Source organism: Streptomyces sp. NPDC101165, assembly GCF_044768135.1.
Classification (GTDB): domain Bacteria; phylum Actinomycetota; class Actinomycetes; order Streptomycetales; family Streptomycetaceae; genus Streptomyces.
In genome coordinates, this window is the sequence record NZ_JBIWPG010000015.1 from 123,551 (window position 1) to 139,385 (window position 15,835).

The window sequence follows — 15,835 nt, forward strand, 5'->3', positions numbered from 1 at the left end:
GCGGGTAGCCGTAGCCGGGCTGCGGGGCCTGGGGCGGCTGGGGTGCCTGGGGATAGCCGTAGCCGGGCTGGGGCTGCGGCGGCTGAGGTGCCGGCGGCTGGGGCGGGCCGAAGCCCCCCTGCTGCGGGGGCTGGTTCGGCGGCTGGTTGGGGGGCGGAGGAGGCGGCTGGGTCATGACGGAGGTACCTCGGTGAAGCTGTCGGGGCCGGACGGCGGAAGGAGGACGGGAGACGGGCCGGGACTCACTTGCCGAAGGCCATCATCAGCTTCTCCTTCGAGTCGTCGTTGCCGGACAGCCGGGTGGAGGAGATGAAGAAACGCCCGTCGGCCCACTGGACGTCACCGTCGAAGAAGCCGTCCTCGATCTCCGCGGTGCCCGCCGGGTTCTGCAGCACCTTGGCCGGGGTGTGCGAGCCGCCGGAGGTCGGGATCGACACGATCTGGCCGCCCGCCTCGTACGACGGGTGCACGTACGCGATCAGCTTGCCGCCCTCGGTCCGCAGCGGGGACATCGACTCGTCCGCGGGGGACTTGACGCGCCACTTCTGCTTGCCGTTGGCCAGGCTGATGGCGACGATCTCGTTGGCGCCGCTCGTGGTGTCGGTGGGCAGGTAGAGCGTGTCGCCGTCGACGGCGACGCCCTGGCAGCCCTGCAGGTCGCGTTCGAGGATCGCCCAGCCGCAGTGCGGGGCGAACTTCTCGTTCACCTTGACCTCCGAGCGGAACTTGCCGTCCTTGGTGAAGGTGGAGATGTTCCAGGCCTTCTTGCTCTCGTTGGTCAGATAGACCACCAGCGGGTCGAGGGAGTACGTCCGCGCGACCGTCCAGCCCTTCTTGACCGGCTGCGTCCACTTCACCTTGCCGCTGGCCGGGTCGAGTTCCTGGATCTCGTCGTGCGCGTTGCCGCCGCCGGCGCCGCAGGAGGCCACCTGGACCAGCCGGCCCGTGCCGCCCGCGAACGCGGTCGGGAAGCAGTCCGTGCCGTACTTCTTCTTGTCGAACAGCTTGTGGCCGGTCTCGAGGTCGAACGCCGTGCCCGACTGCGAACGGCCCACCATCAGCGTCTTTCCGCTGATGGTCAGTTCGATGCTGATCGCGCTGTCGAACAGCGCGCCGTCGGCGACCTCGCCGCTCCAGCCCTTCTTGCCGGTGTTCAGGTCGATCTGCTGGATCTGGTTGCACTTGGCGCGGTCAGTGACGCCGCTCATGTACGCCACGACGATCTTGTCGTCGGCGGACTTCTCCGGGGTGACCGCGCAGATCTTCTGCGGGAAGGAGATCGGGTTCCAGGTCGGGTTGCCGTTGCCGACGTTGTAGGCGACGAGCTGCTTGTACGCCGCCTTCACCGCCGTCTTGCCGGTGATCCACATGCCGGGTGCGTCGGCGCCGGAACCGGGGGCGTCGGGTGCGGTCTTGTACCAGAGCACCGTCGCCTCGCCGGGCTTGCGGCCGTCGTTGAGGTTCTCCGGGTCCGCACCGCCGTTGCCGCTGCCGTCACCGGGGTTGACCGGGTCGCCGGAGGACTGCTTGCCGTCGTCGCTCTTGTGGGCGACCGGCTTCTTGTCGCCACCGTCCCCGCTCGTGACCGCGTAGACGGTGCCGCCGATGACGGCCAGCGCGGCCACCGCGGCACCGATGATCAGCGCCGTCCGCCCCTTGGACGACGGCTTCCCGCCGTAGGGGGCACCGGGCACGGTGCCGGGCGCGCCCGGGAACTGGGGCGGCTGCTGCGGATAGCCGTAGCCGGGCTGGGCGGCATAAGGCCCGGGCTGCGGGGGCTGGCCGTACGGGCCCGGCGCGCCGGCTCCGGGTGCGCCGGGGGCTCCGTACGGGCCGGGCTGGGCGTAGGGACCGGGCTGCTGCGGGTAGCCGTAGCCGGGCTGGGGCTGCGGAGGTTGAGGAGGCTGGGCCGGCGGCTGGGCCGCCGGAGGCGGCGGCGACTGCGGGGCTCCGAATCCGCCACCGTACGGCGGCTGGTCCTGCGGTGCTCCGAAGCCACCCTGCGGTGGCTGGTTGGGCGGCTGAGTCATCAGCGCTCTTCCCCCTCGTTCACTGATTTTTAGCCACGCCCTGAGGTTCGTTCACGGACCCAAGGTCGTACTCAGAAAGTTCTCAGACGGCTCTTTCTATCACCAAGGACTGACAGCAGACGGGGCCGTGCCCTCCCCTGTTCCCAAGGGAGAACCGGCCCGTGACGCCGTCGTTATGCGCCTTCACGCCCCCTTCACGCAGCGCACGCGCCCCCTGCCCGAGATGCGTGAGAGGTCAGGCGTCCTCCGCCAGTTCCAGCCAGCGCAGCTCCAGTTCCTCGCGCTCCGTGGCCAGATCGCGCAACTGGCCGTCCAGTTCGGCGACCTTCGCGAAGTCCGTGGCGTTCTCGGCGATCTGGGCGTGCAGCTTGGACTCCTTCTCGGAGACCTTGTCCAACTGGCGCTCGATCCGCTGGAGTTCCTTCTTGGCGGCGCGCTGGTCGGCGGCGCTCTTCTCCGACGTGTCCGGCTTGGGCGCCGTGGCGGCGGACTGTGCGGCGACCGCTTCCTCCATCCGCTGACGCCGCTCCAGGTACTCGTCGATGCCGCGCGGCAGCATCCGCAGGGCGCCGTCGCCGAGGAGGGCGAACACCCGGTCCGTGGTGCGCTCCACGAAGAACCGGTCGTGGGAGATGACGATCATCGAGCCGGGCCAGCCGTCGAGGACGTCCTCCAGCTGGGTGAGGGTCTCGATGTCGAGGTCGTTGGTGGGCTCGTCGAGGAAGAGGACGTTGGGCTCGTCCATGAGCAGGCGCAGCAGCTGCAGACGCCGGCGCTCACCACCGGACAGGTCGCCGACCGGCGTCCACTGCTTCTCCTTGCTGAAGCCGAACGTCTCGCACAGCTGGCCGGCGGTCAGCTCGCGCCCCTTGCCGAGGTCGACGCGCTCCCGGACCTGCTGCACGGCCTCCAGGACCCGCACTGCGGGGTCGAGTTCGGCGACCTCCTGGGAGAGGTAGGCGAGCTTGACGGTCTTCCCGACCGCGACCCGGCCGCCCGCCGGCTGCGTCTCGCCCTCGGTCCGCGCCGCCTCGGCCATGGCCCGCAGCAGGGAGGTCTTGCCGGAGCCGTTGACGCCGACGAGGCCGATGCGGTCGCCGGGGCCGAGCTGCCAGGTGACGTGCTTGAGCAGCACCTTGGGTCCGGCCTGCACGGTGACGTTCTCCAGATCGAAGACCGTCTTGCCGAGGCGGGAGGAGGCGAACTTCATCAGCTCGCTGCTGTCCCGGGGCGGCGGCACGTCCGCGATCAGCTCGTTGGCGGCCTCCACCCTGAAGCGCGGCTTGGAGGTACGCGCGGGCGCCCCGCGACGCAGCCAGGCCAGCTCCTTGCGGATGAGGTTCTGCCGCTTGGCCTCCTCGGTCGCGGCGATCCGCTCACGCTCCGCGCGCGCGAAGACGTAGTCGGAGTAGCCGCCCTCGTACTCGTAGACGTCGCCGCGCTGCACGTCCCACATGCGGGTGCAGACCTGGTCGAGGAACCAGCGGTCGTGCGTCACGCAGACCAGCGCCGAGCGGCGGCTTGGCAGGTGCCGGGCGAGCCAGGAGATGCCCTCGACGTCGAGATGGTTGGTGGGCTCGTCGAGGACGATCAGGTCCTGTTCCTCGATGAGCAGCTTGGCGAGCGCGATACGGCGCCGCTCACCACCGGAGAGCGGCCCGATGACGGTGTCGAGCCCCTTCGGGAAACCGGGCAGGTCGAGCCCGCCGAACAGCCCGGTGAGCACGTCCCTGACCTTGGCGTTGCCGGCCCACTCGTGGTCGGCCATGTCGCCGATGACCTCGTGGCGGACGGTGGCGGCGGGGTCGAGGGAGTCGTGCTGGGTGAGCACGCCGAGGCGCAGCCCGCCGGAGTGGGTGACGCGTCCGGTGTCCGCCTCCTCCAGCTTGGCGAGCATCCGGATGAGCGTGGTCTTGCCGTCGCCGTTGCGGCCCACCACACCGATCCGGTCGCCCTCGGACACACCGAGCGAGACGCCGTCCAGCAGGGCACGGGTCCCGTACACCTTGCTGACGTTCTCGACATTGACCAGGTTGACGGCCATTTCACTCCTGCCAGGGGGACGGATCGACCTTCCAGCGTAGTCGGCGGCGGCCGTGCCCCTTCCCGCCGCAGGTCAGCGCCCTCAGGCAGGCAGTACGGTCGCGCCGGACGCGGGTGCCGTCGCCGTGCGCACCGTGCGGCAGGTGCCGGAAGCCCGCAGGGCCTCGGCGACCTTCGACGCGGACTCCGCGTCGCGGGCGAGGAAGGCCGTCGTGGGGCCCGAACCGGAGACGAGCGCGGTGAGCGCGCCCGCGCCACGACCCGCGTCGAGGGTGTCGGCCAGCGCCGGGAAGAGGGAGAGCGCGGCGGGCTGCAGATCGTTGGAGACGGCGGCCGCGAGCGCTTCGGGGTCGCCCTTGGCGAGCGCGTCGAGCAGGTCGGCGGAGGCGGTCGGCTCGGGGATCGTACGGCCCTCGGCGAGACGGTCGAACTCACGGAAGACCGCCGGGGTGGACAGCCCGCGCTCGGCCATCGCGAACACCCAGTGGAAGGTGCCGCCGACCTCCAGGACGGTCAGCTGCTCACCGCGCCCGACACCGAGGGCCGCGCCCCCGACCAGGCTGAACGGCACGTCGCTGCCGAGATCGGCGCAGATGGCGAGCAGTTCGGCACGGGAGGCGCCGGCGCCCCAGAGCGTGTTGCACGCGACGAGCGCACCCGCTCCGTCCGCACTGCCGCCCGCCATGCCGCCCGCGACCGGGATGTCCTTGGCGATGTGGATGTGCACGGCCGGCTCGATGCCCCGGCGCTCGGCGAGCGCGACGGCCGCGCGCGCGGCGAGGTTGGTGCCGTCCAGGGGAACCTGGCTCGCGTCCGGCCCCTCGCAGGTGATGCGGAGCTCGTCCGCCGGCGTGACGGTGACCTCGTCGTACAGACCGACCGCGAGGAACACGTTGGCCAGGTCGTGGAACCCGTCGGGGCGGGCGGCACCCACCGCGAGCTGGACGTTGACCTTCGCCGGTACCCGTACCGTCACGCTCACTTGCCCGCCTCCTTGTGCTCGGCGATCCGGGCGAACTCCTCGACCGTCAGTGCCTCCCCGCGCGCCTGCGGCGAGATCCCGGCCGCGACCAGCGCCGCCTCGGCGGCCGGGGCGGACCCGGCCCATCCGGCGAGCGCCGCGCGCAGGGTCTTCCGCCGCTGCGCGAACGCCGCGTCGACGACCGCGAAGACCTCGCGCTTCGAGGCCGTCGTCTTGAGGGGCTCGGTCCGCCGGACGAGCGAGACGAGCCCGCTGTCGACGTTCGGCGCGGGCCAGAAGACGTTGCGCCCGATGGCCCCGGCCCGCTTCACGTCGGCGTACCAGTTGGCCTTCACGGACGGGACGCCGTACACCTTGGAGCCGGGCGCGGCGGCCAGCCGGTCGGCGACCTCGGACTGCACCATCACGAGCGTCCGCTCGATGCTCGGGAAGGTGTCGAGCATGTGCAGCAGCACCGGCACGGCCACGTTGTACGGCAGGTTCGCCACCAGGGCCGTCGGCGGCGGTCCTGGCAGTTCGGCGACGTGCATCGCGTCGGAGTGCACCAGCGCGAACCGCTCGGCGCGCTCCGGCATGCGCGCGGCGATGGTCGAGGGCAGCGCGCCGGCCAGCACGTCGTCGATCTCGACGGCGGTGACCCGGTCGGCGACCTCCAGCAGCGCGAGCGTGAGGGAGCCGAGCCCCGGGCCGACCTCGACGACCACGTCGTCGGGGCGGACCTCGGCGGTACGGACGATACGGCGGACCGTGTTGGCGTCGATCACGAAGTTCTGGCCGCGCTGCTTGGTGGGACGGACACCGAGCGCTGCCGCGAGCTCACGGATGTCGGCGGGGCCGAGGAGGGCGTCGGGGGTGGGGCTGCTCACGGGACAAGGGTACGGGGGTGTGGATGCGGTGGTTGCCAGGGCATCGGCCGACGGTGCTGCGACTCCGGCTACCTGTGCAGCCGAGCCCCGCAGTGCGGCCAAGGACTGGCGCCGGCGCGTACGTACAGCTTCTTCGCACGGAACGTCTGCTCCTCCACCGTCGCGTCCTGCGGACGCCCGCTGCCGCCGAGGCTGTGCCAGGTGTGTGTGTCGAACTGGTAGAGCCCGCCGTAGTTCCCCGACGGGTCCACCGCGTGCGGACGGCCGCCGGACTCGCACGCGGCCAGCCCGTGCCAGTTGAGGTGGTCGGTGCCCTGCACGGACTTCGGCCGGGGCTTGGTGCCCACCTTCACCAACTGCTCCAGCGGCCCCCGCACCACCTCGGACTTCTCCTTGCGCGGCTTCTCCTGGACGCCGTTGACGGTGCGCAGGAGGTAGGTGACCCGGCGCAGCCCGGGCTGTCCGGGCCGTTCGACGACCTCGGTGCCCTTGAAGAGGGACGAGTCCTCGGTCCGCTCGACCCCGAAGGGGATCTGCTCCTCGCGCACCTCCCTGATCCCGGTCACCCGCAGCACGGTCACCGTCTGCCCGTCGCGCGGGAAGCTGTCCGCCGGGACGGAGGTGGTGTCCTGGCCGTGCAGGGTGATGCCGGCCTCCTCGACGGCCTCGCGGACGGTGGCGGCGTTGGTGCGGATGGTGCGGGTGCGGCCGTCCGCCATGATCGTGACCGCGCGCTCGGTGCGCACGTCCAGCGCGAGCCCGGCACGCCCGATGCTCCGGGAACGCGAGGCCGACAGGTACGCGCCCTCCGCGCGCACCCCCAGCTCCCGGAGCGCCTCGTCCACCGTGTGGGCCGTCGTCCAGACCTCGCGCCGCCGGCCGTCCAGCGTGAGCCGTACGGGGCGCCCGTAGCGCACGGCGACCTCGTCACCGCTGGCGAGCGCCGCCCCGGGGGCGGGCGCGACCACGTCGTGGGCTCCCACGCGCACGCCCTCCTCGGCCAGCAGCTCCGACACGTCGTCGGCGAAGGTGTGCAGCGTGCGCGGTTCGCCGTCGACACTCAGCTCGATCGCCTTGTCCTTGGCGACGAAGGCGGTGGTGCCGCCGGCCAGGAAGGCGACGACCAGCGCCTGCGGCAGCAGACGGCGCATCGCGGACTCCGGGCGCTCGGCGGAGCGCGCCCTGCGCCGGCGCACCGCCCGCCCGACCGCCTCTTCGGGCTCGGCGGACTCCGGAATCACCGGTTCGGGAACGTGGGACACGCTCGCCGCCTGCCGCGGCAGCGGCAGCACCGGCTCGGTGACGAAGTACGCCTCGGCCTCGTAGGCGGGCCGGTAGGTGTCCTCGTACATCCCGTAGGGCAGCGTCTCCGCGGTGTGCACGGAGGCGTCATGGCCGTACGGGTCGTACGTCTCGTACTGCGGCTTGCTCACGCCGACACGCTCCAGAAGGCCAGAGGGGTCCGGATCGGGCCCCCAGAACCTAGCGGAGCGGATGTCACTGTCCAAAGCGACGCGACTACGTACTGTTGCGCGCCGAATCTGCGGTCAGTAGTCGAAGGCGCGTGCGGTGTTCGCGCCCAGGGCGGTCGCCAGGGTGTCCTCGTCGATACCGCGCACGGCGGCCATCGCGCGCACCGTGACCGGAACCAGATACGGGGCGTTGGGCCGTCCACGGTAGGGCGCCGGGGTCAGGAAGGGCGCGTCGGTCTCCACGAGGACCAGCTCCAGCGGGGCGACGGCGAGGGCGTCCCGGAGGTTCTGGGCGTTCTTGAAGGTGACGTTGCCGGCGAAGGACATGAAGTAGCCCTCGCGGGCGCAGATCTCGGCCATCTCGGCGTCGCCCGAGTAGCAGTGGAAGACGGTGCGCTCGGGGGCGCCCTCCTCCTTCAGGACGCGCAGGACGTCGGCGTGCGCGTCGCGGTCGTGGATGACGAGAGCCTTGCCGTGCCGCTTGGCGATCTCGATGTGGGCGCGGAAGGACCGCTCCTGGGCGGCCTTGCCCTCGGGCCCGGTGCGGAAGTGGTCCAGCCCCGTCTCGCCGACGCCCCTCACCTGGGGCAGACCGGCCAGCCGGTCGATCTCGGCGAGGGCGTCGTCCAGCGCGGCGTCACCGCCCGGCTGCCGGGCGCCCTGCCGGGACCAGCCGTCGGGGTCGCCGTGGACGATCCGCGGGGCCTCGTTGGGGTGCAGGGCGACGGTCGCGTGGACGCTCTCGTACGCGGCGGCCGTCTCGGCGGCCCACTGCGAGCCCTTGATGTCGCAGCCGACCTGGACGACCGTCGTCACCCCCACCGACGCGGCCTTCGCGAGGCCCTCCTCGACGGTGCCGGACTGCATGTCGAGGTGGGTGTGGGAGTCGGCGACGGGCACCCGGAGGGGCTCCGGGAGCGGCGGTGCCGCGTTCTTGTCGGCGTTCGAAGGCATGCCCCGATCCTACGAAAGGAGCATGCGTTCGAACGTCGGCGATGCGCTCAGCTCGCCCTGCGGTGGAACGGGTGCAGGAGATCGGACAGATGCCAGTGGTGGTGGTCCTTGGCCCGCGCGGCCGTCTCCGCCGCCTGCGGTGCCTCGGTCTGCGGCGCCTCGGCACGCGGTGCCTGGTGGTGCTGCGCCGCGCTGCGTACCGACGACACCTGCCCCGGCCGCATGATCCGTACGACGTGGCCGTCGCAGTTCTGGCACGTCGGCCGGCTCAGCGGGGACGGCACGACCTGCCCGTCGGCCACGTACATCACGAACTCGTGGCCGTCGGCGTCCGTGTGGTGCTCTATCTCGTACGACTGCTCCCAGCCGTGCCCGCATCGCATGCAGGCGAACGAGTACGACTCGTGAACGACGGCTGTGGCCGTACCGCGGAGGCCGGTCTGCCCTGCGATCTCGCTCATGCCAGCTCCTCTTGTTCCGCTGGACGAGGGACGGGTGCGTCCCTTCGACCAGTGGACGCCTTCACCAGAGCGAATGCAGCAGGCCTGTCGAGTGTTGGAGGCGATTTGGACGTCGCTTGCCAAATCGGCCCCGGGCAGGGGGTCTGGTCTTTGCTTTCGGCGCCAGCCCTTTGCCCTCGCATGGGGCGCATGCTCAACCGAGAACGCCCCTGCTCAGAGGGCTATTCAGTAGGCCGAGGGAAGCGCCCCGAAAGGGGCGCGGGGCCGTATCGACATGCGGCTCCGTCGCGTGGGCGCGACCAGCTACGGCATACCGTCAGCCCGCCACGAACCGAACCCCCACGGCGCTCCCCGGACAGCCGCCTCACCCGGCGGAGCGTTTCGCCGCAACGACCGCGTCGAAAACAACCCTCTTCTGCAGCCCGGCCTCCGCCGCCACCGCGGCGATGGCCTCCTTGCGCCGCTCCCCCGCCTCCTCGCGATCCCGCACCCGGCGAACCAGCTCCGCCGCGTCGAGTTCCTCGGGACCGGATTCAGGCGCACCCTCCACCACGACGGTGATCTCCCCGCGGACCCCCTCGGCGGCCCACCGCGCCAGCTCGTCCAGCGGCCCCCGCCGCACCTCCTCGTACGTCTTGGTCAGCTCACGGCAGACGGCGGCCCGCCGCTCCGCGCCGAAGACCTCGGCCATCGCGGCGAGGGTGTCGTCGAGCCGGTGCGGGGCCTCGAAGTAGACGAGCGTCCGCCGCTCTCCGGCGACCTCGCGCAGCCGGGACAGCCGCTCCCCCGCCTTGCGCGGCAGGAAGCCCTCGAAGCAGAACCGGTCGACGGGCAGCCCGGACAGGGCGAGGGCGGTGAGCACGGCGGACGGCCCCGGGACGGCGGTGACCCGGATGTCCTTCTCCACGGCGGCCGCGACCAGCCGGTATCCCGGGTCGGAGACCGACGGCATCCCCGCGTCCGTGACGAGCAGCACGCGCGCGCCGCCGAGCAGTTCCTCGACCAGCTCGGGGGTGCGGGCGGCCTCGTTGCCCTCGAAGTACGACACCACGCGGCCCTTGGGGGTCACGCCCAGCGCCTGGGTGAGCCGGCGCAGCCGCCGTGTGTCCTCGGCGGCGACGACGTCGGCGCCCGCCAGCTCCTCGGCCAGCCGGGGCGGCGCGTCCGCGATGTCACCGATGGGGGTACCTGCCAGGACAAGGGTTCCAGTCACGCCCCCATCCTCCCAGGGCCGGCGAGGAGGGGGGAAAGCGACCGCATCCCGACCGGTACCTCACATGCACGGGACTCACACAGAACGGTTCCCTACGATGGCGCGGTGACCAGTACCGCGTCCTCCACGGACCTCCGGCAGGGCCAGGCACCGCACGACCAGCGGCCGTCGTGGCAGCAGCGGCTGCGCCGATTCGGCTACACGCCCGCCAAGGACGCTCCCTCGGGCGACGTACGCGACCGGCTCGTGCCGCCGTACGCCGAGCCGAGTCCGCGCCTGTGGCAGGCGCTGGGCGTCCCACCGGTCCTGGCGGAACGGATCACCCGCTGGTCGGGCTGGGTCGGTCCGCTGCTGGTGACGCTGATGGCGGGCCTGATGCGGTTCTGGAACCTGGGCAGCCCGCGCGCGGTGATATTCGACGAGACCTACTACGCCAAGGACGCCTGGGCGCTCGTCCACCGCGGGTACGAGGTCAACTGGGACAAGAACGCCAACGACCTGGTGCTGCAGACCCACGGCCATCTCGCGATCCCCACGGACGCGGCGTACGTCGTGCACCCGCCGGTGGGCAAGTACGTCATCGGTCTGGGCGAGCTGATGTTCGGGTTCGACCCGTTCGGCTGGCGGTTCATGACGGCGCTGCTGGGGACGCTCTCCGTCCTGCTGCTGTGCCGGATCGGCCGCCGGATGTTCCGCTCGACGTTCCTCGGCTGTCTGGCGGGCGCGCTGATGGCGGTGGACGGCCTGCACTTCGTGATGAGCCGGACCTCGCTGCTCGACGGCGTGCTGATGTTCTTCGTCGTGGCCGCGTTCGGCTGCCTGGTGGTCGACAGGGACAGGTCACGGGAGAAACTCGCCGCCGCGCTGCCGGCCGGACCCGACGGCCGGGTACGCCCCGACGAGGACGTCGGCGACACCTTCCGCTTCGGCTGGCGGCCCTGGCGCTGGGGCGCCGGGCTGATGCTGGGCCTGGCCATCGGCACGAAGTGGAACGGCCTGTACGTCCTGGCCGCGTTCTTCGTGATGGCGGTCCTGTGGGACGCGGGCGCCCGCAAGACGGCCGGCGCCCGGCACCCGTTCATCGCGGCGCTCAAGTACGACACCGGCATCACGTTCCTCGCGACCTGGCCGGTGGCGCTCACCGTCTACCTGGTCTCCTGGACCGGCTGGATCCTCTCCCCGTCCAACGGCACCGGCGGCTACTTCCGCAACTGGGCGGCGACGGACGGCAGAGGCGGCACCTGGACCTTCCTGCCGGACTGGCTGCGCAGTCTGTGGCACTACGAGCACGAGGTGTACAAGTTCCACATCGGGCTGTCGTCCCCGCACACCTACCAGTCCAACCCGTGGAGCTGGATCGTGCTGGGCCGCCCGGTGTCGTACTTCTACGAGTCCCCCTCCCCCGGCGCCGACGGCTGCCCCGGCGACGCCGGCCAGAAGTGCGCCCGGGAGGTGCTGGCCATCGGCACGCCACTGCTGTGGTGGGCGGCCTGCTTCGCGCTCCTGTACGTGCTGTGGCGCTGGCTGCTGCGCCGCGACTGGCGGGCCGGCGCCATCGCCTGCGGGATCGCGGCCGGCTACCTGCCCTGGTTCATGTACCAGGAGCGGACGATCTTCCTCTTCTACGCGGTCGTCTTCCTGCCGTTCCTGTGCCTCGCGGTGGCCATGCTGATCGGCGCGATCATCGGCCCACCGGGCTCCACCGAGACCCGCCGCGTGATCGGCGCATCGGCAGCGGGCGTCCTGGTCCTGCTGATCGCGTGGAACTTCATCTACTTCTGGCCGCTGTACACGGGCCAGGCGATCCCGATCGACAGCTGGCGGTCGCGGATGTGGCTGGACACCTGGGTCTAGCTGCGTAGACCTTGCACGAGGGCACGGCCGGCGGCCGTGCCCTCGTGGTCGATGCTGGTCGTCATTGGCCGTCGCCGGCCGCCCTCGGACGGCCCGGAGACGGCCCGGCGAGATGAGTCGGCAGATTTGCATCCGTGCAGGGGGACGACCCTCGAGCTGCGGTTTCGCAGCCGACAACGACGGTCACTCCACGTCTGCCCCACCGGAAGGTGACTCTGGTAGGTCGGTGAGCCGGTCAGCCAGAATCATCGCCACATCGTCTGCCAAGTCGCCGTCAGTGTGGCGGATCAACGCCTGGTGCAGTTGCTCCAGGAAGTCCGGCGGGGTGGGGCCGACGCCCAGCCCCTCCATGGCCTCCGGCAGAGCGAAGAATTCGCTGTCGCGGTTGCGGGCCTCGATCACACCGTCGGTGTACAGCAGCAAACGGTCACCAGGGATGAACGCGTAGCTTTCAGGCTTCTCGGGGAGGCCGGCGATGAGGTCTTCGAGGCCAAGAGGCGGCGACGGCAAGCTCGGCATCAGCGGGGTAGCCCTGCCCTGGTGCAGCAGCAGCGGGGGCGGATGCCCACGGTTCACCAGCTGCACCACGGGTTCGTCCGACACCTGCGCGATGAGCGCCGTGGTGAACCCTTCCAGCAGAACCTCCTGACCATACGCACCCGGCACGGCGACCTCCCGTCGCAGCGCAGCCGCGCAGCGGTTCATGACCTCCGCCAGGTCCTCCTCATAGTGCACGGCTTCCCGGAACGCGCCCAGTGCCACCGCGACGGCTCGCACCGCGGACAGCCCCTTGCCCCGGACATCCCCGACGATCATCCGGACGCCGTACCGCGTCTGCACGGCCTCGTACAGATCACCGCCCACCCGTGCCCCGGTCCCGGCGGCAAGGCAAAGGCTGCCGACCCGCAGCGGGCCCAGGCGCGCGGGCACGGGCCGCAGCACGACCTCCTGGGCCGCCACGGCGATGCGGCGGACCCGGTCAAGCTCTTCCTGCCTGCGCTCCTGCATGGCGCGGCTCGTAATGAAGCCGGCCACGGAGACCAAGATCAGAGCCAGGAAGTTGCTGTAGACCTGCAGGGTGCCCCATGCCCCGTTGTAGGTCGCAGTGGTCACGCTGATCGCCAGCGCCAGGACCGCCGCCGCGGTGGTGCCCTTGGGCCCCAGCGTCACTGCCGCCAGCGCCGGCACCGCGGTGAGAAAGGGGCCGGTATAGATGAAGTGCGCAGGCGTGAGCTCGATGACCAGCACGGCCAGCGCGATCAGATAGGGCACACACTGCATCAGTGTGAAGAGGACCCGGTTATGACCGCCTGCTCCTGGCAGCGAGGGTGAACGCAAGAGCGACCCCATGCACCAAGGGTGCCTCGCTGTAACCCACGGCTCCACCCAGTCAGCCACCCTGGGCAGTACGAGGACTGGCCCAGCCCGTCTACAGCAGGCTAAGTCCGCTATCCGTGACCTGCAGGTTTGCCCCTGCGTGCCGCTGCTGGGGGATGCCTGGAGGAATCAGCGTCTGTTCCAGGTCTGCTCCGTGTCGCGAACAGCCGGTGGCCGGGGCGGGTGCGCGGGTACGGTCGGGGTGCTGGATCCGACCGTGTTCGAGGGGGTTTTGGTGGCGGGCGGGGAGGCGCGGTACGGCGCTGAGGGCGGGGATCACGTCGATTTCCGTGACGGTTTGTTCACCGGCCCGGTCACTGGCAGGAGCGACCACCATCACTACTACGGGGCCCGGAGGCCTGCGGCCGGGTGGCCGCATCAGGTGGGGGTGATCCCGCCGCGGGCGGGCTGTTTCCAGACCCGCGCGGAAGTGGTTCGGCTGCGTGAGGCGCTCACGGGTGGACGGGCTGCGGTCCTGGTGGGGCAGGACACGGTGCACGGTCAGGTGCTGGCCGGGATGGGCGGGGTGGGCAAGACCCAGCTGGCCGCGGACTACGCCCGTACGGCCTTGCAGGCCGGTGAGTTGGACGTGCTGGTGTGGATCACCGCGGGCAATGCGACCGCGGCCGCCTCCGGGTATGCGCAGGCTGCGGTGGAGATCCTGGGCGCCGATCCCGCGGACCGGGAGACGGCCGCCCGCGCCTTCCTGGCCTGGCTGGAACCCAAGGCAAACGCGACGCCGTGCCGGTGGCTGGTCGTCCTCGACGACGTTACCGACCCCACCGACCTGAACGGGTTGTGGCCGCCCGCCAGCCCGCACGGCCGGACCCTGGTCACCACCCGCCGCCAGGACGCCGCCCTGGCCGGCCATCTGATCAAGGTCGGACTGTTCACCGAGGCAGAATCCCTCGCCTACCTCACCGCCACACTCGGCGCACGTAAGCGCCACGAGCCAGGCGAACAGCTCGCCGCGCTCGCCCAGGACTTAGGGCACCTGCCGCTCGCGCTGTCGCAAGCCGCTGCCTACCTCATCGACGCCGGCATCAGAGCCGGTGCCTATCGGGGGATGCTGGCCGACCGTAGCGCCTCTCTCACTGATGCCGCCCCCGAGGTCCTGCCCGACGGCCAGACCCAGACCGCAGCGGCAGCCTGGTCACTGTCCGTCGACCGCGCCGACACCCTGCGCCCGGTGGGCCTGGCCCGCCCGATGCTCCAGCTCGCCGCGTTCCTCAGCCCCAACGGCATCCCCGAAACGATTCTGACCAGCGCCCCCGCCCTCGCCCACCTGACCCGGCACCGCAAGACTCCCGTGTCTGTCACTGCGGACGAGGCGGTCGGTGCAATGCGGGCGCTGGATCGGCTCAGCCTCATCGACCACACCCCCGCCACCCCCCACCAGGCCGTCCGTGTTCACCAGCTCATCCAGCGCGCCACCCGTGACACGCTCACCCCCGACCAGCACGACCACCTCGCCCGCACCACCGCCGACGCCCTCACCATCGCCTGGCCCGCCATCGAACGCGACACCGAACTCGCCCAGGCCCTGCGCGCCAATACCACCGCTCTCACCCGCACCGCCGAAGACGCCCTGTACCAGCCCGACGCGCATACGGTGCTGTACCTGGCCGGACGAAGCCTCGGCCAAGCCGGCCAGGTCACCGCCGCCACAGCACACTTCCAACGCCTGACCGAAACCACCGGCCACCGCCTCGGCCGCGACCACCCCGACACCCTGACCGCCCGCCACAACCTCGCCCACTGGCAGGGAGAGGCGGGAAACGCGGCCGGAGCCGCAGCCTCGCTCGAACAGCTGCTGGCCGACCGACTGCGGGTGCAGGGTGAAGACGACCCCGACACCCTGGCCACCCGCAACAGCCTCGCCCGGTGGCGGGGGGGGAGGCGGGAGATGCGGCCGGTGCCGCAGCCGCCTTCGAGCAGCTGCTGGCCGACCAGCTGCGGGTGCAGGGTGAAGACCACCCCGACACCTTGACCACCCGCAGCGACCTCGCCCACTGGCGGGGGGAGGCGGGAGACGCAGCCGGCGCCGCAGCCGCGTACGAGCAGCTGCTGGCCGACCGACTGCGGGTGCTGGGTGCAGACCACCCCGACACTCTGGCCACCCGCAGCCACCTCGCCCACCGGCGGGGGGAGGCGGGAGACGCAGCCGGCGCCGCAGCCGCGTACGAGCAGCTGCTGCCCGGCCAAGTTCGGGTGCAGGGCCCCGACCACCCCCACACCCTGACCACCCGCAACAACCTCGCCCACTTGCGAGGGGAGGCGGGAGACACGTCCGGCGCCACAGCCGCGTACGAGCAACTACTGGCCGACCAGCTGCGGGTGCTAGGTGCAGACCACCCCTACACCCTGACCACCCGCAGCCACCTCGCCTACCGGCGGGGGGAGGCGGGAGACACAGCCGGCGCCGCAGCCGCGTACGAGCAGCTACTGCCCGACCAAGTTCGAGTGCAGGGCCCCGACCACCCCGACACCCTGGCCGCCCGCAGCCAGCTCGCCTACTGGCGGGGAAAGGCGGGAGAGACACCCCAAGCCTGAAGGCTGGCAGGATCCGCCGCCGAGCCTGAC

Annotated in this window: 12 protein-coding genes; 3 read left to right on the plus strand and 9 right to left on the minus strand. The window is 71.4% G+C overall.

Annotated elements, in window-relative coordinates; all coding sequences use genetic code 11:
* Positions 1-242 precede the first annotated feature (242 nt).
* The 8 genes from ACIRVH_RS30020 to rsmI form a co-directional block, all read right to left on the minus strand.
* Positions 243-2,030 (minus strand): PQQ-binding-like beta-propeller repeat protein, encoded by a 1,788-nt coding sequence (locus ACIRVH_RS30020; RefSeq protein ID WP_403959456.1) that lies wholly within the window; start codon positions 2,028-2,030, stop codon positions 243-245.
* Positions 2,031-2,265: 235 nt separating this feature from the next.
* A complete protein-coding gene (locus ACIRVH_RS30025; RefSeq protein ID WP_403959459.1) occupies positions 2,266-4,074 on the minus strand; it encodes an ABC-F family ATP-binding cassette domain-containing protein in 1,809 nt (602 codons plus the stop codon).
* An 81-nt stretch (positions 4,075-4,155) separates the two neighbouring features.
* Positions 4,156-5,055 (minus strand): 4-(cytidine 5'-diphospho)-2-C-methyl-D-erythritol kinase, encoded by a 900-nt coding sequence (locus ACIRVH_RS30030; RefSeq protein WP_403959462.1) that lies wholly within the window; start codon positions 5,053-5,055, stop codon positions 4,156-4,158.
* Positions 5,052-5,921, minus strand: a complete 870-nt coding sequence (rsmA, locus tag ACIRVH_RS30035; protein ID WP_403959465.1) for a 16S rRNA (adenine(1518)-N(6)/adenine(1519)-N(6))-dimethyltransferase RsmA — start codon at positions 5,919-5,921, stop codon at positions 5,052-5,054. The genes ACIRVH_RS30030 and rsmA overlap by 4 nt, the downstream gene beginning before the upstream one ends.
* A 68-nt stretch (positions 5,922-5,989) precedes the next feature.
* On the minus strand, positions 5,990-7,354 hold the full coding sequence (locus ACIRVH_RS30040) for a ubiquitin-like domain-containing protein (RefSeq protein ID WP_403959468.1): 1,365 nt from the start codon (positions 7,352-7,354) through the stop codon (positions 5,990-5,992).
* Between the two features lie 114 nt (positions 7,355-7,468).
* On the minus strand, positions 7,469-8,347 hold the full coding sequence (locus ACIRVH_RS30045; RefSeq protein ID WP_403959471.1) for a TatD family hydrolase: 879 nt from the start codon (positions 8,345-8,347) through the stop codon (positions 7,469-7,471).
* Between the two features lie 47 nt (positions 8,348-8,394).
* Positions 8,395-8,808 (minus strand): hypothetical protein, encoded by a 414-nt coding sequence (locus tag ACIRVH_RS30050; protein WP_403959474.1) that lies wholly within the window; start codon positions 8,806-8,808, stop codon positions 8,395-8,397.
* A 364-nt stretch (positions 8,809-9,172) separates the two neighbouring features.
* Positions 9,173-10,021: a 16S rRNA (cytidine(1402)-2'-O)-methyltransferase gene (rsmI, locus tag ACIRVH_RS30055; RefSeq protein ID WP_403959477.1), complete on the minus strand. Its 849-nt coding sequence runs from the start codon at positions 10,019-10,021 to the stop codon at positions 9,173-9,175.
* A 105-nt stretch (positions 10,022-10,126) separates the two neighbouring features.
* Between rsmI and ACIRVH_RS30060 the strand changes: the two genes are divergently transcribed.
* Positions 10,127-11,875 (plus strand): dolichyl-phosphate-mannose--protein mannosyltransferase, encoded by a 1,749-nt coding sequence (locus tag ACIRVH_RS30060; RefSeq protein WP_403959480.1) that lies wholly within the window; start codon positions 10,127-10,129, stop codon positions 11,873-11,875.
* Between the two features lie 183 nt (positions 11,876-12,058).
* Here the strand turns inward: ACIRVH_RS30060 and ACIRVH_RS30065 are convergent, their stop codons facing one another.
* Positions 12,059-13,156: a PP2C family protein-serine/threonine phosphatase gene (locus ACIRVH_RS30065; protein WP_403959770.1), complete on the minus strand. Its 1,098-nt coding sequence runs from the start codon at positions 13,154-13,156 to the stop codon at positions 12,059-12,061.
* A gap of 526 nt (positions 13,157-13,682) precedes the next feature.
* Between ACIRVH_RS30065 and ACIRVH_RS30070 the strand changes: the two genes are divergently transcribed.
* Positions 13,683-15,242 (plus strand): NB-ARC domain-containing protein, encoded by a 1,560-nt coding sequence (locus tag ACIRVH_RS30070; RefSeq protein ID WP_403959483.1) that lies wholly within the window; start codon positions 13,683-13,685, stop codon positions 15,240-15,242.
* The gene (locus ACIRVH_RS30075) at positions 15,239-15,805 is read left to right on the plus strand and encodes a tetratricopeptide repeat protein (protein ID WP_403959485.1); all 567 of its coding nucleotides are present in this window, start codon (positions 15,239-15,241) and stop codon (positions 15,803-15,805) included. The genes ACIRVH_RS30070 and ACIRVH_RS30075 overlap by 4 nt, the downstream gene beginning before the upstream one ends.
* Positions 15,806-15,835 lie beyond the last annotated feature (30 nt).